Genomic DNA, 24,158 nt, shown 5'->3' on the forward strand with positions numbered 1-24,158 from the left:
TAACAACTATACGGTTATTGCTATTTATTCAAGCTCCCAGCAATAACCGTTATATTTAAATAAATATAAAATTAATCCAAATAAGCTAATTCAATATTTTGGCAACCCAGTGCCTGTAATGTATTTTCGGTAACATACCAATGTTTGATAATTGCATCTTGCTTTTCAACAAACTTAGCTTGGTCGATGGCGTGAATATCTTTACCTGCAAGGTTAATCATAATTAAAGCGGCTTGTAGTGGCGGTAAACTTGGGTTAAATGCGGCATTTTCTGCGTAGCGTCCGGTAAACAGTGAGCCATCTTTTAATTGTAACGCAATTCCTGAATGGGATTGGCTATAAGGTGCATGGGATTGGTTTGCAGCCTCAATTGCGGCACTTAATAACCGATCACGGCTTTGGTTTTTATAGCCATGGTCAACAGGGTCGAGTAGTAAAGTAGTAATGTTTAAGTCAGACGGCCCAAATGAGTCGGGTAAATAGTGGTGTAGTACTGCGGGTGTGCGGCCTGGTAAATTCACCATAATTTTACCACCTTCACGTAATTCATTCATAAATTGGCGGCAGTGGCCACAAGGTGTGTAATTTACAGTAATTGAGGTAATCTGCGTTTCACCTTTCATCCAAGAGTGTGTCACTGCACACTGTTCTGCATGGATCACTTGGCCCATTGATACATGGCTAAATTCCATATTGGCACCAAAATACAAGTTACCACTTGCTCCACGTGCGATTGCACCCACGTTAAAATGGGAAATAGGAGTGAGGGCATAGGCAGCAGCAAAAGGTAATAATGCAAAGGCTAACTCAGCGTCGTCTACACTTGTTTCAGCTTTAATCTGTTTAACTTGTTCCGCCGTTAACATGCCTTGAAAATCAGATTTATCAATGATAGGTCTAAGTACTGACTGTAACTTTTCTGGAAGCTCGGCCCAAGCGGCCTTAAATCTTGAATGCATGAGTTACTCTCCCTATTTTAATTGTTTTTATTCTATTCAATAATACGTAGAACTATATGTGATAATTGTCACTATTTTGAATGTAATACATGAAACATATTCTTTTGTTGTGAGATATATCTCATATTTTATCAGTGTGCGTATGAGCAAGAGGCTATTGAACTCCTCTTACCCATATATTTGGTTATTGGCTTAATGAATTAAGCTTAGCTAAAAAGATGTAAAATGACAGGGAATATAAACGGGGCAATAAGTGAGGTGATAACCCCACAGGTCATTAATGCAAGAGAACTATAAGCACCTTCAATGTAATTCACTTCGGCACAGCGGGCAGTGCCTAGGGCGTGGGAAGCGGTTCCCATCGCGAGCCCTCTTGAGGCGTGGGTTCGTACACGCAGTACATCAAATAAGCTATGTCCAAACATGGCGCCTAAGATCCCAACAAACAACACGCAAGCGGCACTAATCGCAGGGATCCCGCCAACAGAATCAGCGACAGCCATCGCAATAGGGGTAGTTACCGATTTAGGTAAAATAGAACCCGCGATATCCGGGGTTGCCCCCAACCATAACGCGATGGCGGCACCGCTAAACATGGCCACTAAACTACCTGCAAAACAAATACTTAATAAAGATTTCCACTGGGCTCGAATTTGGTGCATTTGTTCGTAAAGTGGAAAAGCGAGCGCAACGACTGCGGGTTGTAGTAAATCATTGAGTATTTTGCTACCTGCAAAATAGTGCTCATAAGAAGTATTTGTGACGACCAATAGTGCAATCAATACCGCAATAGTAATTAATAGTGGGTTTAAAATCGGTAACTTAAATGTGGTCGACAACTTACGAGCCAAATAAAACACCACAATAGTCAGCGGCAATGACCACCAAATATGTTCTAACATTATTCATTCCCCTTAGTTTTATCATTATTAATGACCGAAGAAATTGGCTCTTCGGGGGGTAAAGGAACGTCATCAGGTTGAGCCCCAACGACAGGGCGTTCCTTATGAATATAGTTGGAACTGATGGCGACAACGACCATAACGATTAAGGTACTAACCACACAGGAAACGATAATAGGAACCATTTGTTGGCTAATTAATTCATAGTAATTCATTATGCCAACACCAATAGGAACAAACAGGATGGTCATGTTTTTCAACAAAATGCTGCAACCGGGTTGTGCCCACTTCGCGGGGATAATTTGTAACGCAAGCAATATGAATAAAATTAACATGCCGACAATGCTGCCGGGAATGGAGAATGGAAGTAGTGTTGAGATAAGGTTTCCAATAATCAGGCAAAGGTAGAGTATTGCGAAAGCTCGCAAATACTGCCATCCCGTTATCAGTACCTGTTTAAATGACATGAGACTGGTCCTGTAATGTAATATCTATTCATCATACAATTAACTTTATTATTGTGCTACCGATCACAATAAAAAGCCAATAAAAAAGTGGGAAGTATTTAGCTTCCCACTTTTGATGAATAACAGACTAGAGCAAGTATGGGTTATTTAACTTGCATACCGGGTTGTGCGCCACTGTCAGGGCTGAGTAAGAAGATATCTTTACCGCCAGGGCCAGCAGCCATTACCATACCTTCAGAAATACCAAAACGCATTTTACGAGGTGCGAGGTTGGCAACCATCACCGTCAAACGACCTTCTAATGCTTTAGGGTCTGGATAAGCGGAGCGAATACCAGAAAATACTTGGCGCGTTTCACCACCGATATCTAATTGTAATTTCAGCAGTTTGTCTGAACCTTCAACAAAATCAGCTTGCTTGATTAATGCAATTCGCAGGTCAATTTTCGCAAAATCATCAAAAGTGATGGTTTCTTGAATTGGGTCATCGGCAAGTGGCCCTGTAAGTTGCTGTACGGGTTTGATGCTCTCTTTTGAGGCTTCAACCATCGCATCCACTTTTGCCATTTCAATGCGGTTAAATAGCGCTTTGAACGGAGCGACGCTGTGGTTCAATAATGGGGTATTAATCGCATCCCATGACAGTTCACTATTTAAGAAGGCTTCAGCACGCTCAGTGAGGCCGGGTAAAACCGGCTTCAGGTAAGTCATCAGAACACGGAACAAGTTGATGCCCATCGAGCAAATGTCTTGCAGTTCTTGATCTTTACCTTCTTGTTTTGCCACAACCCAAGGGGCTTTTTCATCAACATAGCGGTTTGCGATATCGGCTAATGCCATGATTTCACGGATCGCTTTGTTATATTCACGGTTGTTATAATCCTCACCGATAACTTTAGCTGCATCAATAAATTGTTGGTATAGCTCAGGCTCAGCCAGATTTGCCGATAATTTGCCATCGAAGCGTTTAGCAATAAAGCCCGCATTACGTGATGCCAAGTTAACCACTTTATTGACGATGTCGCTGTTGACGCGCTGGACGAAATCTTCCAAATTGAAATCGATGTCATCAATACGCGAAGACAGTTTTGCTGCGTAGTAATAGCGCAAGCAGTCGGCATCTAAATGATCTAAATATGAACGCGCGGTGATGAATGTTCCGCGAGATTTAGACATTTTTGCACCGTTAACGGTGACATAACCATGCACAAATAGGTTTGTTGGTTTACGGTACTGGCTACCTTCTAACATTGCAGGCCAGAACAGGCTATGGAAGTACACGATATCTTTACCGATAAAGTGGTAAAGGTCTGTTTTCGAGTCTTTATTCCAGAATTCATCGAAATCAAGGTCGCCACGTTTGTCACACAGGTTTTTAAAGGAGCCCATGTAACCGATAGGCGCATCTAACCAGACATAGAAATATTTACCCGGCGCATCTGGAATTTCAAAACCGAAATAAGGTGCATCACGGGTGATATCCCATTGTTGTAGGCCTGATTCGAACCATTCTTGCATTTTATTAGCGACTTGCTCTTGTAGCGCGCCTGAGCGAGTCCACGCTTGAAGCATGTCGCTAAATGCAGGAAGATCAAAGAAAAAGTGTTCTGAATCACGCATGACAGGTGTGGCGCCAGAAATCACTGAACGTGGGTTAATCAGTTCTGTTGGGCTATAGGTTGCACTACAGACTTCACAGTTATCACCGTATTGGTCTTCGGCTTTACATTTTGGACAAGTGCCTTTAACGAAGCGATCCGGTAAAAACATGCCTTTTTCTGGGTCGAAAAGCTGTGAAATAGTGCGGTTTTTAATAAAACCGTTATTTTTCAGTTTCCCATAAATCAGCTCTGATAAAACTTTGTTTTCTTCACTGTGTGTGGAGTGGTAGTTATCATAACTAATGGCGAAACCAGCAAAATCGTTCTGATGCTCTTGGTTCACTGCCGCAATCATCTCTTCTGGCGTTACGCCAAGCTGTTGAGCTTTAAGCATGATTGGAGTTCCGTGCGCATCATCGGCACAGATAAAGTGAACCTCTTTGCCGCGCATTCGCTGATAACGGACCCAAATATCAGCCTGAATGTGTTCCAGGATATGACCAAGATGGATTGAACCGTTAGCATAGGGTAACGCACAGGTTACCAGTAATTTATTCGCGACTTGAGACATAGTAACTTTCTTACTTCCATTATTTGAAAAGGGTCTTTGATGTTAACCGATCAAAACCATCGCTGCTAGGGGTATAAAATATTAATTGGAAATTTGTTTGAAAAAGAATTTTTACCTCTTCGTGGCTTTTCCTATCTCGATATAATAACTTTCTCCCTGTTCTCTGTTATGATTAATCTCAGTCAAAGTATATCCGCCCAATTTTCTGTAACTTATTCTAGGATATACATAGTTCAAAAATATAAATAAAGGAGCCGGGATGAACGATAAATCCCCCGAGCAGAACAAACCAGAACTGCTGACTGAACAAGTCTCCAAAGTTTTGGCTTCATTTACACACCCAACACTGCAACGTAATTTGGTTTCTATCAAAGCGTTACATCATTGTGCAATGTTGGACAACGTGCTGCATGTCGAATTAGTTATGCCATTCGTTTGGAAAGGGCCGTTTCAAACTTTAATTAGTGAAAAAACCGCTGAATTAAAGCAACAAACAGGGGCTCACGCTGTTGAATGGAAACTACGCCACGATATCACCACATTAAAACGTGCAAATGATTTGCCGGGTATTAATGGTGTTCGTAATATCTTAGCCGTCAGTTCGGGTAAAGGTGGTGTTGGTAAATCCAGTACTTCTGTAAACTTAGCGCTCGCACTGGCACAAGAAGGGGCAAAAGTCGGTATCTTGGATGCGGATATTTACGGCCCATCAATTCCAAACATGTTAGGCACAACATTAGAACGCCCAACTTCCCCAGATGGTCAGCACATGGCGCCAATTATGGCCTATGGCTTAGCAACAAACTCCATCGGTTACTTAGTAACGGATGACAACGCCATGGTTTGGCGTGGCCCAATGGCAAGTAAAGCATTAATGCAAATGCTACAGGACACGTTATGGCCTGATTTGGATTACTTAGTTATCGATATGCCACCAGGAACAGGTGACATCCAATTAACACTTTCCCAAAACATCCCTGTAACAGGGGCGGTGGTGGTGACAACACCACAAGATATCGCCTTGGTTGATGCCATGAAAGGTATCGTGATGTTTAAGAAGGTCAATGTCCCAGTATTGGGGGTTGTTGAAAACATGAGCGCGCATATTTGCAGTAATTGTGGCCATGTTGAGCCAATTTTCGGTACCGGTGGTGCTGAGAAATTAGCCGAAAAATACCATACTAAATTATTGGGGCAGGTGCCTCTGCATATCTCTTTACGTGAAGACCTTGACCGTGGCCAGCCTACTGTCATGCGTGATCCAGAAGGTGAATTTGCAGATATCTACCGTGAAATTGCTTCAGGTATTTCAGCCTTGATGTATTGGGAAGGGGACAAGATCCCAACAGAAATTTCTTTCCGTGCAGTTTAACCGATTGCAGTTTAATCCGTTATAAAGCAAAAAGGCTATTTAGTTTTACTACTAGATAGCCTTATTTATTATTGATACTTTTCTTTACTAAACACGTTGACTTTAACCTTCTATTTTTCTTAATTGTTCGCGGAACATTTCTTTATTGAGTCATGTTCGCGTAGAATAGCCACATCTTTTATTTAATCAGTTTTCTTTCTACGGGTAACCCGAAAAGGTGACTATGAAATTTTTAATTTTTATTGTTGTCGTGGTGCTGATCGTTATTTATTTTTATAACCGTATCGTTGCATTGCGAGAAGCTGTTATTTCGAGTGAAACAGAGATTTCAGTTCAATTAGATCGTCGCGGGAAAGTATTTGATAGCTTATTAGCAACAGTTAAAAAATATTTAAGCCATGAAACCGAAGTGTTCAGTAAAATTACTGAGCTACGAACACAAGCACAAAATGCGACAGGGGATAAAGCCCGTGAAGCCGAAGATGCGCTTTCAAAAATGGTGACAAGTGGGGCAATTAATGTCGCAGTTGAAGCTTATCCTGAGCTAAAATCAGATGCCATTATGGCAAATTTACAAGAAGAAATCGTTTCTTCAGAAAATAAATTGTCATTTGCTAAACGTGGTTATAACCGTTCATTAGAAACTTATAATGCGTATATTGCTTCTATGCCCGCAGCGCTAATTGTTGGCATGATTCCTAGCTTAAAAATTTCAAAGGAATATTGGCGTCTTGATGAAGAAACCATTAAGACTGAGGAATCACGTCGTATTAATTTCGATTAAAAATCGCTTAGCCTTTGAAGTGATAAATCATCGGAATGCCTTATGGTGTTCCGATGATTTATGAGCGGTAGATAACAGGTCACATTATGGATTTTAGAAACGTCATTCGTAAAAATAATATTCGCACACGTTTGGTGGTGGCGAGCTATATTTTTTTAATGCTAATTATTGGCTTACTGGCTGATGTTGCAACGCATCCAAATGAACAATTGGATTTAGTCGATAATGCAATGATGTTTGTGACATTTCATGAATTACCTATCGCCACATTGATTGTTTTAGGCTTAACTTTCCTTGGGCTAATTTATATTCATTTTAGAGGCCATAAAATGATGTTAGCAGGGATGAATGCTAGAGAAATTACCCAAGAAAGTGCGAGCAGCCCCCAAGAAAAGCAACTTTTCAATATTATTGAAGAATTAAGTTTAAGTGCCAGTTTAGGCTACATTCCCCGTTTATATATTTTAGAAACGGATGAACCGAATGCTTTCGCCGCAGGGTGGAATAATCGTAATGCCCTTGTGGGGGTGACAAGAGGCTTATTACAGACACTTAATCGGCAAGAGGTTCAAGCCGTTCTTGCTCATGAAGTTGGCCATATTATTCATGGTGATTCGAAATTAACCTTGTATGTTGGCATTCTGGCCAACGTAATTTTAACTGTGACTAATTTATTTAGTCAGATTTTTATTCGTACGGCAGGGCGCAGTCGCAATAATGCGGCGAACAAAGCGCAAATGATCCTATTAGTTCTGAATTTTGTTTTACCGTGGATAACTCAAATCCTCTATTTTTATTTATCTCGTACCCGTGAATATATGGCGGATGCTGCAGCGGTGGATTTGACCTCAGATAACCAAGCCATGATAAGTGCGTTGAAAAAAATCTCAGGTAACCATGAAACCCATGAATATGATGACAGCACGACTGGACAAGCTTACCGAAAAGCCGCTTATATTTTTAATAAAGGGGATTCTGTGTTTTCAACTCATCCCTCGATTGAAAATCGCATTGCAGTATTAGAAGGAAAAAAACAGTTTTAGAGTATAAATGACATTTTGTCCGCTTCGATTTACGGCATTTCCTCTCAAATGGGTGTTTTTTTAGCGAACTTTGTTGAGGTATGCTGGAACAACACGCCATTACCCCCTATAATTCCGCCAACATGACATTTTACTGTTGTGTATTTTCATTTCTAATATTCAACCAGGTTATCATTTTATGACTGACATAGCGCATCACTGTACCATTGTAGGTATATCGGGAGCCTCTGCATCTGGCAAAAGCTTAATTGCAAGCACGTTATACCGTGAGTTAAGGGAACAGGTCGGTGATCATAATATCGGTGTTATTCCAGAAGATTGTTATTACAAAGACCAAACCGATATCCCAATGGAAGAACGCCTTAAGGTAAATTATGACCATCCTAACTCGATGGACCACAGTTTGCTTTATGAACATCTCAAATCACTGAAAAGTGGCAAAGCAGTAGAAATTCCACAATACGACTATGTCGCTCATACACGCAAACAAAAAACCATCACGTTTAAACCAAAAAAAGTCATTATCATTGAAGGTATTTTATTATTAACAGATAAACGTTTACGTGGTGAAATGGATTTTTCTATTTTTGTTGATACACCGCTCGATATTTGTTTGATGCGCCGTATTAAACGTGATGTTAATGAAAGGGGCAGAACGCTTGATTCCGTTATTGACCAATATAATAAAACGGTTCGCCCAATGTTTTTGCAGTTTATTGAGCCATCAAAGCAATATGCCGATATCATTGTACCTCGCGGTGGGAAAAACCGTGTTGCGATTGATATCTTGAAAGCGAAAATTGGCGAATTCTGTCAAGATTAAACCGCGCAGAAATTAAAATAATGAAGGGGGAAACAACCATGCGTCTTTGTGACCGCGATATTATTCAATGGATGGATGATGGTAAGTTAGTGATTAGTCCACGCCCACCAGTTGAACGAATCAATGGTGCAACTGCAGATGTTCGTTTGGGGAATCAATTCCGCGTTTTTCGAGGACACACGGCCGCATTTATTGACCTGAGTGGCCCTAAAGATGAAGTTAATGCCGCATTAGATCGCGTCATGAGTGATGAAATTGTTCTTGATGAAGATGAGCCGTTTTTCCTGCATCCAGGGGAATTAGCACTTGCAGTGACGCTAGAGTCTGTTACGCTCCCTGATAACCTTGTAGGCTGGTTAGATGGGCGCTCTTCATTAGCGAGGTTAGGTTTGATGGTGCATGTCACTGCACACCGAATTGATCCCGGTTGGCATGGGCAAATCGTGCTAGAATTCTACAATTCAGGTAAATTGCCGTTAGCGTTGCGTCCTGGTATGGTGATTGGCGCATTAAGCTTTGAGCCGTTATCCGGCAGTGCGGATCGACCTTATAATAGTCGACAAGATGCTAAATATAAAAACCAACAAGGTGCTGTTGGTAGCCGTATCAGCGAAGACTGATAATCGCTGAACTTTGCGGAAATTGTTACGTTTAATGGATATTAAACAGGTAATTTCCGCCCATTTTCAAGGATAGGTTTGAGTTCATTTTGTGGCGAGCGCAAGCGGAATTTAAGAGAGGGAAGGATGAAACGTTTTTTGACGACACTGATTATTTTACTTGTGGTGATTGTAGCCGGGCTAACAACACTTGTAATGCTAGTGAACCCGAACGATTTTCGTCATTATATTGTTGAACAAGTAGAGAACAAAAGTGGTTATCAACTTGAATTCAACGGTGATATGCGTTGGCATGTATGGCCAACTTTAAGCATTATTACTGGGCCTATTTCCCTTACCGCACCGAATGCCGCTAAGCCTATTCTAAGTGCCGATAATATGCGTTTAGATGTTGAGTTATGGCCACTCATTTCCCATAAGCTTTCTGTTGAGCAAATTGTTATCGATGGCGCTGTTATCCGCAAAACGCCAGATAGCGAAATCCAAACTCACCATAACGCTCCTGTAGCACCTGGCGGAGCACCGGCATCAACGGCTTCACAAGAAAAAAATAGCTGGTTATTAGATATAGAAAAAATTAATATTTCTAATAGTTTAGTTATTTGGCAAACATCTAAAGATGAATTTAACCTGCGGAACATTGATTTATCACTGAAGAAAAGTGATAAAAATCAGGTCGCTGTTAAATTCAGTGGAAATCTAAATAAAAACCAGCAAGAGTTTGCGTTTAATTTACGTGCGGATATCGATTTATCAGATATTAATCAAAAGATTAGCGGAGAGTTAACACAGTTTGACTATAAACTGAGTGGTGTCGATTTGCCAGAAAGTGGTATTGAAGGGCAAATAACCAGTGATTTTCTATACACCAAAGGGAAGGTGGAAAGTGCGAGTTTAAGCAAGCTGGCAATAACGGCCAATCAAAGCGCTTTATCAGGGGATGTCAGTATCCAATTAACCGATACACCGCAAATTGTGATTGAACTAGCCGCAGATAAACTGGATTTAGATAACTTATTAGGCACGACTTCGGTAAATGTTGGTTCAGAAACAGAAACGAATAATAACCGTGTAGGCGTTAAACCTGTTATTTCAGGCTCTAATCCTCAACAGTATGACTTATCAGGGTTAAAGGCTTTTACCGCGAATATTCGCTTAGGGGTAAATCATTTGATTTATCGTGGAATGACAGTAAATGACGTCATTTTTGAAGCGCAGAACCAAACCCCGCGTTTAACTGTTTCAAAATTGCAAGGTAAAGCCTTTGGTGGTGAATTTTCATTACCCGTGACATTTAATTACAGCTCAACGCCTGCCTATGTTTCAGCAAAACCAGATTTAAAAAATATCGACCTAACACCGTTATTAAATGCCTTCAATATGCCACAAAAATTGAGTGGGGTTATTTCGTTAAATGCGGCGTTATCAGGTGTGGGTTATGATGACAATGCAGTGAAAAAACAGTGGCAAGGGCCTGTTAATTTTGAGTTAAGAAATGCAAAATTACAGGGACTGAATATTCCGCTATTAATTCAGCAATCCGTTTCCAGAGTAACCAGCAAGATTAATGCACCAGTCAATTCGGGAAATTTCACGGAAGTTGATTTATTCACTGTGGCCGGTAAATTGAATAAAGGTAATTTGAATATTTCCTCCATGAATGCAACCTCAGCTTTAGTTAATATTAGCGGGCAAGGTCGGATAAATATTCCTAATGAAACCATTAATGTCAATTTAGGGGTGAATATTGCTAATGGCTGGGGTGGGGATTCACGTTTAGTCCAGCAATTGCAAGCAATGACTATTCCACTGCGTATTTATGGTGGTTGGAATAATTTAAAGTACCAATTAGATGTGGAAAAATTACTGCGTGATGAGTTGCGGACACAAGCTAAAGAAGCCATTGGTAATTTCTTAAAGAAAGAAGAAAATAAAGGTCTGAATGATCTATTGAACGTATTGTAATGATCGATGTATCTTTGGTTCATGTCATCATGTAGCCACCTAACATAGGTGGCTTACTTTGTCGTGTTTATTTACTGGTCATCAAATTTGGATGGAGTTTTTTTCCCCTGACTTAAGTCAGATGCTTTTTGTGTATTATCAAGAAGAACTTGCTTATCTCTAATAATATTAAACTGATTGTTTCTTTCTGCCTTACTCATCTTTTCAGTCACTGTTGATAATTTAGTTTCTAGCGTAGTGATTGTTTTCTGCTTTGAACTATTATGTGCGTATGAAGAGCTATTTAACTTATTTTGATAGTTATTGACTGATGTCGTTAGCGCCTTTAGTTCTACCTTTAATTCATTGATTACATTATTTTGGAAAGGAGCAGATATTTTGTCGCTTAGAATTGCGTCCAGTTTTGATTTAATCTTACTTAATCTAGCTGTAACGTTATTATTCAGTTTTGTAATGTCTTTTTTATGAACGGTTTTTTCTGATGTAGTCACAGGACATTCTTGATTATTGTTACTAACGTTGTTAGCGCGTCCACTTATACCTTTCGATGACTTACTTGTATTTTTACTCACATGCTGAGTCATTGTCTGTGTTATGTTTGAATTCTGAATTGGTTTTGGCATGATATTACCTTTATTAAAGTTTGGGTGTATTTAATGCTATGAATTATTCAGTGTTTCAATGTTATTTTCTTTAATAAAACGCTACTGTTTTTATTGTTAACGGGTAAAAGGATAATATTTGCGGTTTTTAGACAAAAAAATACCGGCTCTATAGGCCGGTATTGTAGTAAAGAAATAAAACTAATTAGTCATCTTCATACTCATAACCATCCCCTTCAGGGGCTGGTGGCGTGATTAATACTTTATTGACGCGGTGGCTATTTACTTCTAATGGTTGGAAGATACAACCATTGATGGTGATCTGCTCCCCCACTTCTGGAACGCGTTGTAAGTGTTCCATTAAAAGACCAGCAATCGTTTCGTACTCACGCTTATCATCCAATTCCATCGGTATAAACATGATAAGGTCTTCAAGTGGCATAAATCCGTTGGCTATCCAGGTGCCATCATCCAGTTTTTGAATGTCATGGCGTGAGTCATTTTCTTCATCACCCACTGGCAAGTTACCTGCGATGGTTTCCATTACGTCGGTCAATGTGACAATACCTTCGATAGAGCCAAACTCATCCACCACAAAAGCAAAGTGAGTATGGGCTTTACGGAATTGCTCAAGCGCCTTTAACAGTGATAACCCTTCAGGGAAGATCAACGGCTGGGTAATCAACGCACGCAAGTTTAATGGCTGGCCTTTTAATTGCTGTTTAACCAAATCCATCACATGTACAACACCGACAGGTTCATCGCTGATAGTTTCATCAATGACAACTAAACGTGAGTGTGGGTTCTTCTCCATTAATTGCAGTAAATCTGCAGAAGATTTACTAATGTCGAGATAGTCCACATCATGGCGTGAAGTCATGATGCTTTCAACGTTGCGCTGAGCCATGCCAAGTACGCGAGCAATCATCAAACGTTCTTGGGGATCAAAAACCGACTGATTATCAGCGATAAGGTCAGAAGTATGGGGGTCTAATTCCCCACGCTCACTATTACCGCTAAGAATACGTAATACAGCTTCTGCCGTACGCTCACGTAATGGGCGAGAGCCTGTTAGGAACTTACGACGGTTAAATTGGGCAAATTGGTTTAGGACTTCAATCATGATAGAGAAGCCAATTGCAGCATATAGATAACCTTTAGGAATGGCATAACCAAAACCTTCGGCAACTAAGCTGAAACCAATCATTAATAAGAAGCTTAAACACAGTATGACAATGGTTGGGTGCTGGTTAACAAAGCTTGTTAGCGGCTTACTTGCCCAAATCATTAATACCATCGCAATGGTTACAGCAGCAATCATTACACCGATATGGTCAACCATACCGACAGCGGTGATCACTGAGTCCAATGAGAATACGGCATCAAGAACAATAATTTGTGCAACAACAGCCCAGAAATTCGATGTCTTTCTTTGGGTATTGGCATGTTCGTCTTTCCCCTCCAACCGCTCGTTTAGCTCCATTGTGGCTTTAAACAAGAGGAATAGACCACCCACTAACATGATTAAGTCTCGAGCACTAAAGGCGTGATCAAAGAGAGTTAATATCGGTTTCGTGAGGGTAATGAGCCATGACAGGCTAAATAGAAGCGCAACACGCATAATCAGGGCTAATAAAAGTCCAGTTACACGGGCTCTATCACGCAGCTTTGGCGGGAGCTTATCGGCCAGAATGGCGATGAAGACGAGGTTATCAATACCAAGAACGATTTCTAGAACGATTAGGGTAGCGAGGCCCGCCCAAATCGAAGGATCTGCGATCCATTCCATACAGTTTGTTTTACCTTCTGATATGACGGCTTATACCGACGAGTGAATAATGCGGTTTGTTGAACGAAATATCAATAAAAAATCACGTTAATTGGACAATTCTTGACAAAAATGGCCCTGTATACGTCATCGATTGCATCAATAACTACCATGCAACACAATCCTAGGTTAATATGTGATCCCGTTAACAGAATGTCAGCACGGTCGAGGCTGACTTAGTCCTAATCAGACAGGAGTTGTTCATGTCAAAGCAGCAGATTGGTGTTGTCGGAATGGCAGTCATGGGGCGTAACCTTGCGCTCAATATTGAAAGCCGTGGTTACTCAGTGTCTATCTTTAATCGTTCTAAAGATAAAACAGACGAAGTGATTGCCGAAAATCCAGGGAAAAAATTAGTTCCCAACTATACGATTGAAGAGTTTGTTGACTCTCTGGAAAAACCTCGCCGCATCTTGTTGATGGTAAAAGCGGGTGAAGCAACGGACAAAACCATTGCCTCGCTGACTCCTCATCTGGACAAAGGGGATATCTTAATTGACGGTGGTAATACCTTATTCACTGATACTATCCGTCGTAATCGTGAATTATCCGAGCAAGGCTTTAATTTCATCGGTACTGGTGTTTCAGGTGGTGAAGAAGGTGCACTTAAAGGTCCTTCAATTATGCCTGGTGGCCAAAAAGAAGCTTATGAATTAGTTGCGCCAATCTTAAAAGAAATCGCAGCACAAGCCGAAGGCGAACCTTGCGTGACCTATATTGGTGCAGATGGTGCGGGCCACTATGTGAAAATGGTTCACAATGGTATCGAATATGGTGACATGCAGTTAATTGCAGAAGCCTATTCATTATTAAAAGGTTCACTGAACCTCAGTAACGAAGAATTAGCAGGTATCTTTGCTGAGTGGAACAAAGGTGAACTGAGCAGCTACTTAATTGAAATCACAGCTGATATCTTCAAGAAAAAAGATGAAGAGGGTAAATATCTCGTTGATGTGATCCTCGATGAAGCCGCTAATAAAGGTACTGGTAAATGGACTAGCCAAAGTGCGCTGGATTTAGGCATCCCTCTGACTTTAATTACTGAGTCTGTCTTTGCGCGTTATATTTCTTTCTTAAAAGATCAACGTGTTGCGGCATCTAAGGTATTAACAGGTCCAGTCCTAAAAGCGGTTGAAGGTGATAAAAAAGACTTTATTGAAAAAGTTCGCCGTGCGCTGTATTTAGGTAAAATTGTGTCTTATGCACAAGGCTTCCAACAACTAAAAGCGGCATCAGAAGAGTATAATTGGGATTTAAACTACGGTGAAATCGCAAAAATCTTCCGTGCTGGTTGTATTATTCGTGCGCAGTTCCTGCAAAAAATTACGGACGCCTATAACCAAGATGCGAAAATTGCCAACTTGCTGTTAGCTCCATATTTCAAGCAAATCGCTGACGAATACCAGCAAGCACTGCGTGATGTTGTTTGCTATGGCGTACAAAATGGTATCCCAACACCAACATTCTCCGCCGCTATTTCTTATTATGATAGCTACCGTTCAGCAGTATTGCCTGCAAACTTAATCCAAGCGCAGCGTGACTACTTTGGTGCTCACACTTATAAGCGTACCGATAAAGACGGTGTTTTCCATACTGAGTGGATGGAATAAAATTCGTTATCATTTATTTTTGATAACACAAAAGGCGCTAGGTTTAGCGCCTTTTTTGACTTTGAAGAGCAGTAAAATGTTTAATTTATAATTATAAGTAACTTATTAATTTTGTGGTAATTTTTGATTTATAATCATTGATTATATCGCATGTTTTCTGAACTACATTTATTGAGTCTAGGCATGGTTTATGCGTAATTTTCTTATCTTATTACTTTTATTAGTATTACTTGGTCCATTAGGGATTGATTTATATTTGCCAACAATACCTGATATTGCGAGGGATTTGGGAAGTAGTGAGTCAGTGATTCAGTCTACGATTGCCTTGTTTATTTTAGTTTTGGGGTTAGGGCAGTTAATTTCGGGCCCATTAGTTGATAGATATGGTCGAAAACCTATCGCGATTTTGGGCATCGTGTTGTACATCATTGGTTCAGGTGTTGCTATTGTGGCAACAACACCCACAATATTTATTGCCTCGCGTTTATTACAAGGGGTTGCCGTTTGTTGTACTTCGGTGGTGGCATTTAGTTGTGTTCGTGACCGAATGAATGGCACAGAAGCGGCTCGAGCCTTTGGTTTCTTAAATGGGACATTAAATATTGTTCCCGCGTTAGCGCCACTACTAGGAGGTCTGCTGGCAGAAGCATGGGGCTGGCGGGCACCGTTTTGGTTTCTTGCTTTGTATGCATTGGTCATATTAGCGCTAATTGTGTTTTTGTTACCGGAGACACGTCCAGTTAATTTACCTAAAGCCAAAGTTATTCCGCTGAAAACCTATTGGCGAATTTTGGGAAATCATCAATTTATTATTTTTGCTTTAGTGAACGCAGGCACGATGGGTATGGCATTAACATATGTGTCACTTGCACCAACTGTGCTGATGGGGGATGCCGAATTAACCCCGCTTGAGTTTTCTATAGTATTTGGTGTTAATGGTTTTTGGATCATGTTTGCCAGTTATATCGCTAATTACTTTGTTCATAAAATAGGGCGACCAACCTGTTTATTAGTGGGTAGTTTAATGATGGCACTTGGCTGCTTAGGATTATTGCTAGGTTTTATCGTATTGCCGATAGAAATACAAAGTCATTGGCTTGTTTATATGTTACCTGTCGCTTGTGCTTGTACAGGGCTAGCTTTTATGATGGGAACGGCGACAAGCTATGCTTTAGAACCGTTTGGTAATGAAGCAGGCACCGCATCTGCCTTAGTGGGGTTTGTTCAAATGGCAGGGGGAGCAACTCTCGGACTTTGTGCAATCGGTTTGCCTATCGCGCCAAAAATGTCATTGGCATTAGTTATGTTGGTAGGCTGTTTGTTTGGATTGCTTGCAAGAAAAAAGAGTTTATTTCTTGTTAAATCAATATAGAGTAGGCCGTTTGAAGATTTTATTTTTCGTTATGTAGTATATAGTTATCACTAATTAATTTAGGTAATTAGTGATAACTTAGATGAAATTATGCAATATCACCATTAATCGTTGTTAGGAGCTTATTCTTTTTGATTTCAATTTCTCTAGAATGAACAATTTTATTATCAATATAAAGATTAGCTTTTATAGGATTCAAACTTCGTTCAATATTAATATGAAACTTATTCATCATCTCTTCATTTGAACGGAAGTTATTAAGTTGGTAGTGGCTTATTGTTCCATCTTCAAAAATAACCTCTAAATATGGCATTTGAGTATCTATTTTTTTATCATGACTATAAACCATGCCATAAGAACCATATAAAGAAGGGTAGATATAGCTATCGATTACATCTTTAGGGTCATAGAACCCCATTAAAGTCACAATAGGTACTCCTTGTTTATAGGGAACTTTATAGAGGATTGTTTCATTATTATCTTTTCTCTTCCAATTGTAACCATCTGAAATATAGCAAATTAAATCATTTTTTTTGATTGGTTCAATCTGGTTGTTAATATGAAGCTCACTATCGAAATCTGCGCCTGACTCTATTCTTAAAACGGCATTTTTGTTATTTTCATTTGCTAATGGAACGTTAATTCTTGGGGCGTGATAACCATTTCCATTATAAATAGTAACGTTATTATTTTTTTCTAATAGTGAGCTTAGGTCGTCAATTGTAATATCTGAACCATTTATTGCAGTAAACTCGATGGCATTAAATGGGGAAAGGTCTAAGTATGCATCTACCATTTCCTTTATTTCTGGATCCCATTTTTTATATCCTGTTTTTGATTCAGGACTAAATACATAGCTATTTTCCAATCTATTTTGAATTGCAATGAAAGAGCTGGGCGTATAAGCCGTATAAGCGTTGTAACGAGTATCATAAGCTTCACCTCCACTCATTGCATCATGATTTAATGTACCATCTTGATATGTATTTGGAATAAAATAGTTATTATCTGAATCCCACAGCCAGGTTGAATTTCTTTTATTGGCAGTAGCATGGGAGCCGCCTTCATCTCCTCCATAGTAATCACTTAAGCCAAAATTATGGCCGAATTCATGACTAAGTTCGTTACTATCTGTCCTATTTAAGGTTGCTTTACCTCCACCACCAGACCAGCCGTGGACGACTCTACCATTTTTATACATCCCGACAGAGTTATAGGCAGTTATTTGGGAGGTTGGAACAAAAGAATCAGCATCAGGAGCCGAACTATTGACACCATAATTTGCCATATTAACGCCGTTAGCGTAAAAGTCTTTCGTGATCCACTCTCTCATGCTACCACTATGGCCGCCTCCTTCATCGGGGGCTTTGTCTGTAAAAACTCGACCATCAGGCATAACCACTTTTAATAAATGGATGGGTTCGTAGCGAGAAACGATGAGTTTTTTGACTGGGATCGTTTGATAATACTGACGATTTAGTTCAAATTTATCTAGAAAAAGAAGCGTGTCTCTTGGTGGTGTCAGCAATCCAATATCAAAAGTATTAATGAGTAACTCATTTGGTGCACCTACATCAATATGAGATAACATGCTTTTCTGACCTTGATAAATAAATTCAAGTTTTATCTCAGGATGGATATATTCTTTTGGGATTGTCGTAGACCATGTATTCTCGATATATTCGAAGTTGTTAATAAAATTTTCTTTATTATTTTGATTAATAGGAACCCATTTTTTATCTAAATCATAGGTAAAAAGGATACTTTCACCCGTTTGTAGCTTCAAGGTATTTTTTCCATAATGAATTTGGCTACTATATGATGCATTCGAACTAAATAGTATTTTTTTATTATGAAATGCATCATTTTTATCAAGAGTGAAGTCACGACTCCAATTACCATCACTTGTAGATATTTTTATCGAATTATTGTTTTTTATTAATTGATTGAAGTGCTTTTGCTTTTTGGAAATTTCGATAATCGCTTTATTATTATCTACAGTAATATCGAATTTACTCGGATGTGAATCGTTAATTTTTGATTTGTTATCAGGAACTAAAATATTTTTCCATATTCCATTAGAATTACAATGGAATAGTAATAAACCGTCTTTTTTTAGTTCGTAAACTTTATTTTTAGTTTGGATAAAGGTGGGCTCTTCGGATTCTGATGTAAATATAATTTTTTTAGAGGCGAATTTTTTGTTCTGCATGAGTGTGAGTTTTTTGACTCTATCATAATCCATTTTAGTTATTTTTATGGTGCCATTTTTTTCTAGTATATCTTCAAAGAACTCGGTATCTATTTTTTCTCCATCTATATCTGGTAGATTACCAATTTCATAATCGATAACTGGAAGCGTGTCTGGATGTGCTTTTTTAGGCGGGCTGTAATACTTTATCTTTTTAACGTCATCTTTTGTTAGCCAATACCCATTTTCATCGCATATAAATCGAGTCGCTGATTTTGATGGTAGAGTGACGGTGTTATTACCATAGTTAACTTCAATTTCATTATTATTAGTGTTGTGTAGGGTTACCGTTTTACCGCTATAGTTGATGCTATTATGTAGAATAAACGGTTTTTCTACATGATTAAGCTTTAAGTTTATTCTATCATTATTTAATATTGTTTCATGTAAGTGGTTTTGATTTTGGGATATTTCGATTAATTCACTGTTAGACCTAATGATAAGGTCGAATTTTACTGGCGATTTAAAATCATGAGGCGATAAATTAGTTTCTTTTAGGCTGTTATTGGCTATTTTTGGGAGTTTAGATGGAGGGGATAGTAGCTTGTTTATTATTAGCTCATCATTCTTATCATAAATATTTAATTGAATCTCATTGAATTCAGGGATATGTGCATGAGGTTTAAACATAATTAATGTTTTTCGCTCTTTAACTAATTTAGGCTTGCTATCTCCATCTATATGGAGTTTAGATGGGATAATATTAGCTTGAGCGAAAAATACATTTCCTTTTAACTCCCCCGTTACATCACTCGTGTGTCGGTTATTGTTGAAATAATGTTTGCTTTTTTCATTTTGTAAAAAGGAGAGATTGTCAAACGATTTGTTTATTTCTGATATTAAATGAAAATAATCAATAACGGAATTAAATTCATTTTTGGTGTCTATAAATGAATGGTTTTCTTTAATTGAATGTGAGTAGTTATTTAAGCTATTAATAAATAATAAAGATGAGGTCGGGCTTAAGTTTTTATTTGGCATAAATATGATCTTATCTGTTTTGATTTAGTAGAAGCGGGTAGGACTTATAGTTGATGGTAAAATAAAATATCTTTAAAAAAAAGATGAATTATTTAATAGTTACTCCTAAATGATACGCGAAGTATTGGAAGACACACTATGAGTGAGGAAACTAATTTCATTTGAATTTGTGAGGTTAAAATAAATTATTACTAAACAAGCCAATGATTACTTGGTGTAATGCATATTGACGGCGAATGCATCACCAGAGAAAGCGTTCTGTGGTAAATATAAATAATTGATGGAGGGGGATCCGGTGGAGTCCCCATTTTGTATAAAGGACTAATTATCTTCTGTGCGAATAAACTCAACTAAAGTCGGTGCAGCTATTCTTTGATAATCTTCTGTATTTAAAATAATAGAGCGCTCTAATGTACCTGCATTAAAGGCGAGCTCTTCAAAGCGTTCAAAAAGTAGTGGGTCCGCAATTAATTTTAAATTGGGGTGAAAACTAAAAGGGGGGATTGCCCCGAATACACACTGAGTGAGCTCATCAACTTCCTTTGGGCTTGCTAGGGATGCGCGAGTCCCGCCAATCGCGGTGGCAACCTTATTTAAGTCAGCTTGTTTATCGGCAGGTAAAATTGCCAGTACGTGTTGGCGGATCCCATTTCCTTTTACATGACAGACTAAACCTTTAGCACCTTGACCAAGTTGCGTACCACGTATTTTCGCCACTTCTTCTGATTTACCTGCAGTGGGATGCTCCATCACCCGATATTTGGCATTATTTTTATCAAGTAATTGTGTGAGCTGCAAAAAAATAGAATTTTCAGACACCGTTTTTTCCCTTTAAAACCACATCAATAGCAGGGAATGATATCAAGTTCATTGAGAGATACAACCGTAAAAAGAAATGAATCTAAAATCATACTGTTGGGAAATTTTTTAAATTGCATATCAGATGCTGTTTTTATCTGTATTGTTATCTTAATGCTGCTTTTTTCTATTGGATATTCTGCCTGTTATTTTATTTTTAATAAATTCAACTGATTATAAAAAAATATTTCAATGGGGTAATGAGAATACATATTGTTAAGAATTGAGTTTGATCATTTACGGTGCATTTTATTCTCGGTAATATAAAGTTTTATATAACGAAAATAGATAACATGAAACGTAAAATAAATTTATATGTTCTAATGCCTCTTATTGCAGGGATCGCCCCATCATTTGTTGCAGCACAATCCTCTGAGCAACCTACGAGTTCCAAGCAAGACAAAATGTTGGTGACAGCGGCTTCGGGGGATGTCACAACAGAAGCTCAAGCCGGCGCGGGCTTCTTTACCTCTCAAATAGATTTAGGCCCGTTAGGGGATTTGGATTGGATTGATACTCCCTATTCAACAACAACAATCAGTCGTGAAATGATTGATAATCAGCAAGCGAAAAGTATCAGTGAATTACTTAAATATGCCCCGAGTACTCAAATGCAAGCACGTGGGGGAATGGATGTGGGACGCCCACAAAGCCGTGGGATGCAAGGAAGTGTGGTAGCGAATAGTCGGTTAGATGGCTTGTATGTCGTCTCTACAACGGCATTTCCGGTTGAAATGTTGGATAGAGTGGACATTATTAATAGCCTTACGGGGTCTTTGTACGGTCCTTCTAGCCCTGCGGGTCAATTCAATTTCACGGCAAAACGCCCTGAAGATATTCAGCGATTATCTTTAGGTTATCAAAGTCGCAATGCCTATAGCGGCCATGTTGATCTTGGGGGATATTTTGATACAGATAAGCGCTTTGGTTATCGTTTAAACTTAATGGATGAAGAAGGAACGGGAAATTTAAAGGATAGCACTCTACGTCGTAAGTTGGCTTCTGTTGCCTTTGATTGGAACATTCAACCGGGTACACAGTTACAGCTCAATGCTAGCCACTATAACTTTGTACAAAAAGGGTATGTGGGGAGCTTCAGCTATGGCCCTAAAATTAATTTACCAAAAGCACCGGATCCGCAAGATAAAAACTTAGCTATGCACACCGCGGGGAATGATTTAACCACAGATACAGTGAGTACTCGCTTACTTCATGATTTTAATGAAGATTGGACATTGAATGCCGCAGTCGGATATCAACAAGCAGATAGAGCGATGCGCACGGTGACCAGTATGGTGGTCAACGATAAAGGCGACATTAAGCGTTCACTCCGTGACTCTCCGGCTTCTGGGCGTTTTCGTGTACTTAGTAACTCAGCGACACTTAATGGGCATGTAGACACGGGGGCTATCGGACACGATTTATCATTCGCGACGAATGGCTATATTTGGTCTATTTATAGTGCAAAGGGGGCAGCTACGGCCTATGACCTTGGCTCAACGAATATGTACCACCCATCGTCATTGATAGAACCTGCAAATGGTAAAATTTACACGGGCGGTTCACGCTATAAATCTGCGGAAAATAGTCAACAAAGTATCACTATCGGCGATACCGTTACATTTGACCCACAATGGTCAGCGATGTTTTATCTCAGCCAAAGTTGGATAGAAAGTCGTAATTTTGACAAACAGAACCATAAAACCAGCCAAACTAACGCCAAGGGGTTAAGCCCAAATGCTGCCGTGATGTACAAAATTACTCCACAATTGATGACTTATGTAAGTTATGCAGACTCATTGGAGGAAGGGGATACGGCTCCGATAGGACAAGGCGTTAAAAATGAAGGGCAAACTTTAGACCCATATCGTAGTAAGCAATATGAAGTGGGGGTTAAAGCCGATGTGGCTGATTTAAACCTTGGTGTGGCACTGTTCCATTTAGAGCGGCCATTTGCTTATGTGGATAGCGATAGTGTGTTTCGTGAGCAAGGCAAGCAAGTGAATAGAGGGCTTGAGTTAACCGCCACAGGTCATGTGTGGCAGGGGTTAAACGTTTATAGCGGCATAACATTTTTAGACCCTAAATTGAAAGACACAGGCTCTCCAACCACTCGGGGCAAACGCGTGGTTGGAGTTCCAAAAGTCCAAGCGAATATGCTAGTTGAATATGCGCTGCCAGCTATGCCTGAGTTGGTGTACAGCGCAAATGTGCATTACACCGGTAAACGAGCAGCAAATGATACTAACTCAAGTTGGATTGGTAGCTACACAACGTTAGACTTAGGAACTCGCTATAGTACGAAAATTAGCCAAGTCCCCACCACTATTCGCCTCTCGGTCGATAATGTCACAGACGAACGTTATTGGGCGTCTATTTTCCCATCAGGCAATAACGGCCAAGGTGGCGGTAATAGCGCATTCTTAGGCTCTGGCCGTGAAGTTCGCGCAACTGTCACATTTGATTTTTAATAGCCGAACAATAACTGTAAGGAGCACCCTTCTTTATGATGAAGTAAAGAAGGGGCATTAAGATGAGAAAAATAACGTTCTTACAATCCGTGATTTTGCTTGCCGGGTTACTCGTCAGTAGCTTATTAAATGCAAAAACGGATAACCCCGAGTTGCGTATTGCAACACCATGGCCTGCACAGAACACCATTATTATGATGTTGGGTTATGGTGAGCAAATCGTTGGTACATCAATGATAGCGAAAAAAATTCCACTATTTCGTCAAATGTTACCCAATATTGATAATGTTCCAGTTATCAGTATTAGCAATCAATTAAATCCAGAGCAAATAATTTCATTACGTACGGAATTATTGTTTGTGGCGAAAGGTATGGAAGTCCCTCAACGGGATATACTGGAAAGTGCAGGGGTAAAAGTTGTGGAGTACCCTGCAAATTCATTAAAATCGTTACAAGAAAGGGTGCAAGCCACAGCAAAAGAACTAGGACCAGATGCACAAAATAAAGCGATTGAATATCAACGTTATTTTGACCGTAATATCAGGTTGGTAAATGAACGCTTAGTCGGGTTAACAGAAGCAGAAAAACGCAGTGTGTATCATAGTATGGGAAATACATTATTTACCTCGGGGCGCCCTTCGTTAAATCAAGATTGGATGGATCTAGCGGGAGCCAAAAATGTGGCTGAAATTTGGTTTTCGGATAAAAAAAATAACTCAGGTGAGGTATTACTGGAAACGATTATTGCAGCCAATCCCGATGTAATTGTCGCAATGAATAAAGAAGATGCCAATATCATCCGAACGTCTTCCCAATGGAAAGCCATTAGCGCGGTAAAAAATCAACGGGTGTATGTCAACCCAAAAGGGATGTTTTGGTGGTGCCGTGAAACCTCAGAAGAAGCATTGCAATTTTTATGGTTAGCACAAACGCTTTATCCTGAGCGCTTTGCGGATATCGATATAAAACAAGAGACTGCCGATTTTTACCTGAAATTTTTTGGAATTTCACTGAGTGATGCGCAAATCGAGGCTATTTTGCACCCATAAAATAAACTGCCAGCGAGGCTGGCAGTTTAT

General features: G+C 39.5%; 18 protein-coding genes. 10 read left to right on the forward strand and 8 right to left on the reverse strand.

Going from position 1 to position 24,158, the window contains the following annotated elements; genetic code table 11:
* Nucleotides 1–71 precede the first annotated feature (71 nt).
* From cdd to metG, 4 genes are all read right to left on the reverse strand, one after another.
* Nucleotides 72–959, reverse strand: a complete 888-nt coding sequence (gene cdd / locus M1E86_RS05735; protein ID WP_004256516.1) for a cytidine deaminase — start codon at nucleotides 957–959, stop codon at nucleotides 72–74.
* A gap of 206 nt (nucleotides 960–1,165) precedes the next feature.
* Entirely contained in the window at nucleotides 1,166–1,861 is a 696-nt protein-coding gene (locus tag M1E86_RS05740) for a CidB/LrgB family autolysis modulator (protein WP_102138398.1), read from the reverse strand.
* The gene (locus tag M1E86_RS05745; RefSeq protein WP_125893324.1) at nucleotides 1,861–2,328 is read right to left on the reverse strand and encodes a CidA/LrgA family protein; all 468 of its coding nucleotides are present in this window, start codon (nucleotides 2,326–2,328) and stop codon (nucleotides 1,861–1,863) included. The genes M1E86_RS05740 and M1E86_RS05745 overlap by 1 nt, the downstream gene beginning before the upstream one ends.
* A 143-nt stretch (nucleotides 2,329–2,471) precedes the next feature.
* A complete protein-coding gene (gene metG, locus M1E86_RS05750; RefSeq protein ID WP_213913471.1) occupies nucleotides 2,472–4,499 on the reverse strand; it encodes a methionine--tRNA ligase in 2,028 nt (675 codons plus the stop codon).
* 259 nt (nucleotides 4,500–4,758) lie between these two features.
* Here metG and apbC point away from each other — a divergent pair, with 259 nt between their 5' ends.
* The 6 genes from apbC to asmA all read left to right on the forward strand — a co-directional run bounded on the left by apbC (nucleotide 4,759) and on the right by asmA (nucleotide 11,106).
* The gene (gene apbC, locus M1E86_RS05755) at nucleotides 4,759–5,871 is read left to right on the forward strand and encodes an iron-sulfur cluster carrier protein ApbC (protein ID WP_102138401.1); all 1,113 of its coding nucleotides are present in this window, start codon (nucleotides 4,759–4,761) and stop codon (nucleotides 5,869–5,871) included.
* A 223-nt stretch (nucleotides 5,872–6,094) separates the two neighbouring features.
* The gene (locus tag M1E86_RS05760) at nucleotides 6,095–6,655 is read left to right on the forward strand and encodes a LemA family protein (protein WP_125893320.1); all 561 of its coding nucleotides are present in this window, start codon (nucleotides 6,095–6,097) and stop codon (nucleotides 6,653–6,655) included.
* Between the two features lie 86 nt (nucleotides 6,656–6,741).
* Nucleotides 6,742–7,698 carry a zinc metalloprotease HtpX gene (htpX, locus tag M1E86_RS05765; protein WP_213913472.1) on the forward strand — a complete coding sequence of 319 codons (957 nt, stop codon included), beginning with the start codon at nucleotides 6,742–6,744 and terminating at the stop codon, nucleotides 7,696–7,698.
* A gap of 178 nt (nucleotides 7,699–7,876) precedes the next feature.
* Nucleotides 7,877–8,521 (forward strand): uridine kinase, encoded by a 645-nt coding sequence (gene udk, locus M1E86_RS05770; RefSeq protein ID WP_125893316.1) that lies wholly within the window; start codon nucleotides 7,877–7,879, stop codon nucleotides 8,519–8,521.
* 38 nt (nucleotides 8,522–8,559) lie between these two features.
* The gene (gene dcd, locus M1E86_RS05775) at nucleotides 8,560–9,141 is read left to right on the forward strand and encodes a dCTP deaminase (protein WP_004909269.1); all 582 of its coding nucleotides are present in this window, start codon (nucleotides 8,560–8,562) and stop codon (nucleotides 9,139–9,141) included.
* A gap of 126 nt (nucleotides 9,142–9,267) precedes the next feature.
* Entirely contained in the window at nucleotides 9,268–11,106 is a 1,839-nt protein-coding gene (gene asmA / locus M1E86_RS05780; RefSeq protein ID WP_426099283.1) for an outer membrane assembly protein AsmA, read from the forward strand.
* A 71-nt stretch (nucleotides 11,107–11,177) separates the two neighbouring features.
* Here the strand turns inward: asmA and M1E86_RS05785 are convergent, their stop codons facing one another.
* Both M1E86_RS05785 and M1E86_RS05790 read right to left on the reverse strand, forming a co-directional pair.
* The gene (locus M1E86_RS05785) at nucleotides 11,178–11,729 is read right to left on the reverse strand and encodes a hypothetical protein (protein ID WP_213913474.1); all 552 of its coding nucleotides are present in this window, start codon (nucleotides 11,727–11,729) and stop codon (nucleotides 11,178–11,180) included.
* A 184-nt stretch (nucleotides 11,730–11,913) separates the two neighbouring features.
* On the reverse strand, nucleotides 11,914–13,497 hold the full coding sequence (locus M1E86_RS05790) for a TerC family protein (protein WP_213913475.1): 1,584 nt from the start codon (nucleotides 13,495–13,497) through the stop codon (nucleotides 11,914–11,916).
* A gap of 242 nt (nucleotides 13,498–13,739) precedes the next feature.
* Between M1E86_RS05790 and gndA the strand changes: the two genes are divergently transcribed.
* Together gndA and M1E86_RS05800 are read left to right on the forward strand one after the other, a co-directional pair.
* Nucleotides 13,740–15,146 (forward strand): NADP-dependent phosphogluconate dehydrogenase, encoded by a 1,407-nt coding sequence (gndA, locus tag M1E86_RS05795; protein ID WP_125893308.1) that lies wholly within the window; start codon nucleotides 13,740–13,742, stop codon nucleotides 15,144–15,146.
* Nucleotides 15,147–15,336: 190 nt separating this feature from the next.
* A complete protein-coding gene (locus M1E86_RS05800; protein WP_213913476.1) occupies nucleotides 15,337–16,518 on the forward strand; it encodes a multidrug effflux MFS transporter in 1,182 nt (393 codons plus the stop codon).
* 88 nt (nucleotides 16,519–16,606) lie between these two features.
* Here M1E86_RS05800 and M1E86_RS05805 read toward each other — a convergent pair whose 3' ends face one another.
* Together M1E86_RS05805 and M1E86_RS05810 are read right to left on the reverse strand one after the other, a co-directional pair.
* Complete coding sequence (locus M1E86_RS05805) at nucleotides 16,607–19,750, reverse strand: M66 family metalloprotease (RefSeq protein WP_213913477.1); 3,144 nt, start codon at nucleotides 19,748–19,750, stop codon at nucleotides 16,607–16,609.
* Nucleotides 19,751–20,071: 321 nt separating this feature from the next.
* Nucleotides 20,072–20,569 carry a YbaK/prolyl-tRNA synthetase associated domain-containing protein gene (locus M1E86_RS05810; RefSeq protein WP_213913478.1) on the reverse strand — a complete coding sequence of 166 codons (498 nt, stop codon included), beginning with the start codon at nucleotides 20,567–20,569 and terminating at the stop codon, nucleotides 20,072–20,074.
* A 332-nt stretch (nucleotides 20,570–20,901) separates the two neighbouring features.
* On the opposite strand from M1E86_RS05810, the gene M1E86_RS05815 reads away from it, so the two are divergent.
* Both M1E86_RS05815 and M1E86_RS05820 read left to right on the forward strand, forming a co-directional pair.
* Nucleotides 20,902–23,079 carry a TonB-dependent receptor gene (locus M1E86_RS05815; RefSeq protein WP_213913479.1) on the forward strand — a complete coding sequence of 726 codons (2,178 nt, stop codon included), beginning with the start codon at nucleotides 20,902–20,904 and terminating at the stop codon, nucleotides 23,077–23,079.
* Between the two features lie 62 nt (nucleotides 23,080–23,141).
* Nucleotides 23,142–24,128 (forward strand): ABC transporter substrate-binding protein, encoded by a 987-nt coding sequence (locus M1E86_RS05820; protein WP_213913480.1) that lies wholly within the window; start codon nucleotides 23,142–23,144, stop codon nucleotides 24,126–24,128.
* Nucleotides 24,129–24,158 lie beyond the last annotated feature (30 nt).

It is taken from the genome of Providencia sp. PROV200, from assembly GCF_049901995.1.
Lineage (GTDB): Bacteria > Pseudomonadota > Gammaproteobacteria > Enterobacterales > Enterobacteriaceae > Providencia > Providencia rettgeri_E.

Bases quoted from the DNA above. Each gene is read 5' to 3' on its own strand.
- udk (WP_125893316.1), top strand. From the start codon at position 7,877: ATGACTGACATAGCGCATCACTGTACCATTGTAGGTATATCGGGAGCC.
- M1E86_RS05815 (WP_213913479.1), top strand. From the start codon at position 20,902: ATGAAACGTAAAATAAATTTATATGTTCTAATGCCTCTTATTGCAGGG.
- M1E86_RS05805 (WP_213913477.1), bottom strand. From the start codon at position 19,750: ATGCCAAATAAAAACTTAAGCCCGACCTCATCTTTATTATTTATTAAT.
- gndA (WP_125893308.1), top strand. From the start codon at position 13,740: ATGTCAAAGCAGCAGATTGGTGTTGTCGGAATGGCAGTCATGGGGCGT.
- M1E86_RS05790 (WP_213913475.1), bottom strand. From the start codon at position 13,497: ATGGAATGGATCGCAGATCCTTCGATTTGGGCGGGCCTCGCTACCCTA.
- htpX (WP_213913472.1), top strand. From the start codon at position 6,742: ATGGATTTTAGAAACGTCATTCGTAAAAATAATATTCGCACACGTTTG.
- M1E86_RS05800 (WP_213913476.1), top strand. From the start codon at position 15,337: ATGCGTAATTTTCTTATCTTATTACTTTTATTAGTATTACTTGGTCCA.
- dcd (WP_004909269.1), top strand. From the start codon at position 8,560: ATGCGTCTTTGTGACCGCGATATTATTCAATGGATGGATGATGGTAAG.
- apbC (WP_102138401.1), top strand. From the start codon at position 4,759: ATGAACGATAAATCCCCCGAGCAGAACAAACCAGAACTGCTGACTGAA.
- cdd (WP_004256516.1), bottom strand. From the start codon at position 959: ATGCATTCAAGATTTAAGGCCGCTTGGGCCGAGCTTCCAGAAAAGTTA.
- M1E86_RS05785 (WP_213913474.1), bottom strand. From the start codon at position 11,729: ATGCCAAAACCAATTCAGAATTCAAACATAACACAGACAATGACTCAG.
- M1E86_RS05760 (WP_125893320.1), top strand. From the start codon at position 6,095: ATGAAATTTTTAATTTTTATTGTTGTCGTGGTGCTGATCGTTATTTAT.
- M1E86_RS05820 (WP_213913480.1), top strand. From the start codon at position 23,142: ATGAGAAAAATAACGTTCTTACAATCCGTGATTTTGCTTGCCGGGTTA.
- metG (WP_213913471.1), bottom strand. From the start codon at position 4,499: ATGTCTCAAGTCGCGAATAAATTACTGGTAACCTGTGCGTTACCCTAT.
- M1E86_RS05745 (WP_125893324.1), bottom strand. From the start codon at position 2,328: ATGTCATTTAAACAGGTACTGATAACGGGATGGCAGTATTTGCGAGCT.
- asmA (WP_426099283.1), top strand. From the start codon at position 9,268: ATGAAACGTTTTTTGACGACACTGATTATTTTACTTGTGGTGATTGTA.
- M1E86_RS05740 (WP_102138398.1), bottom strand. From the start codon at position 1,861: ATGTTAGAACATATTTGGTGGTCATTGCCGCTGACTATTGTGGTGTTT.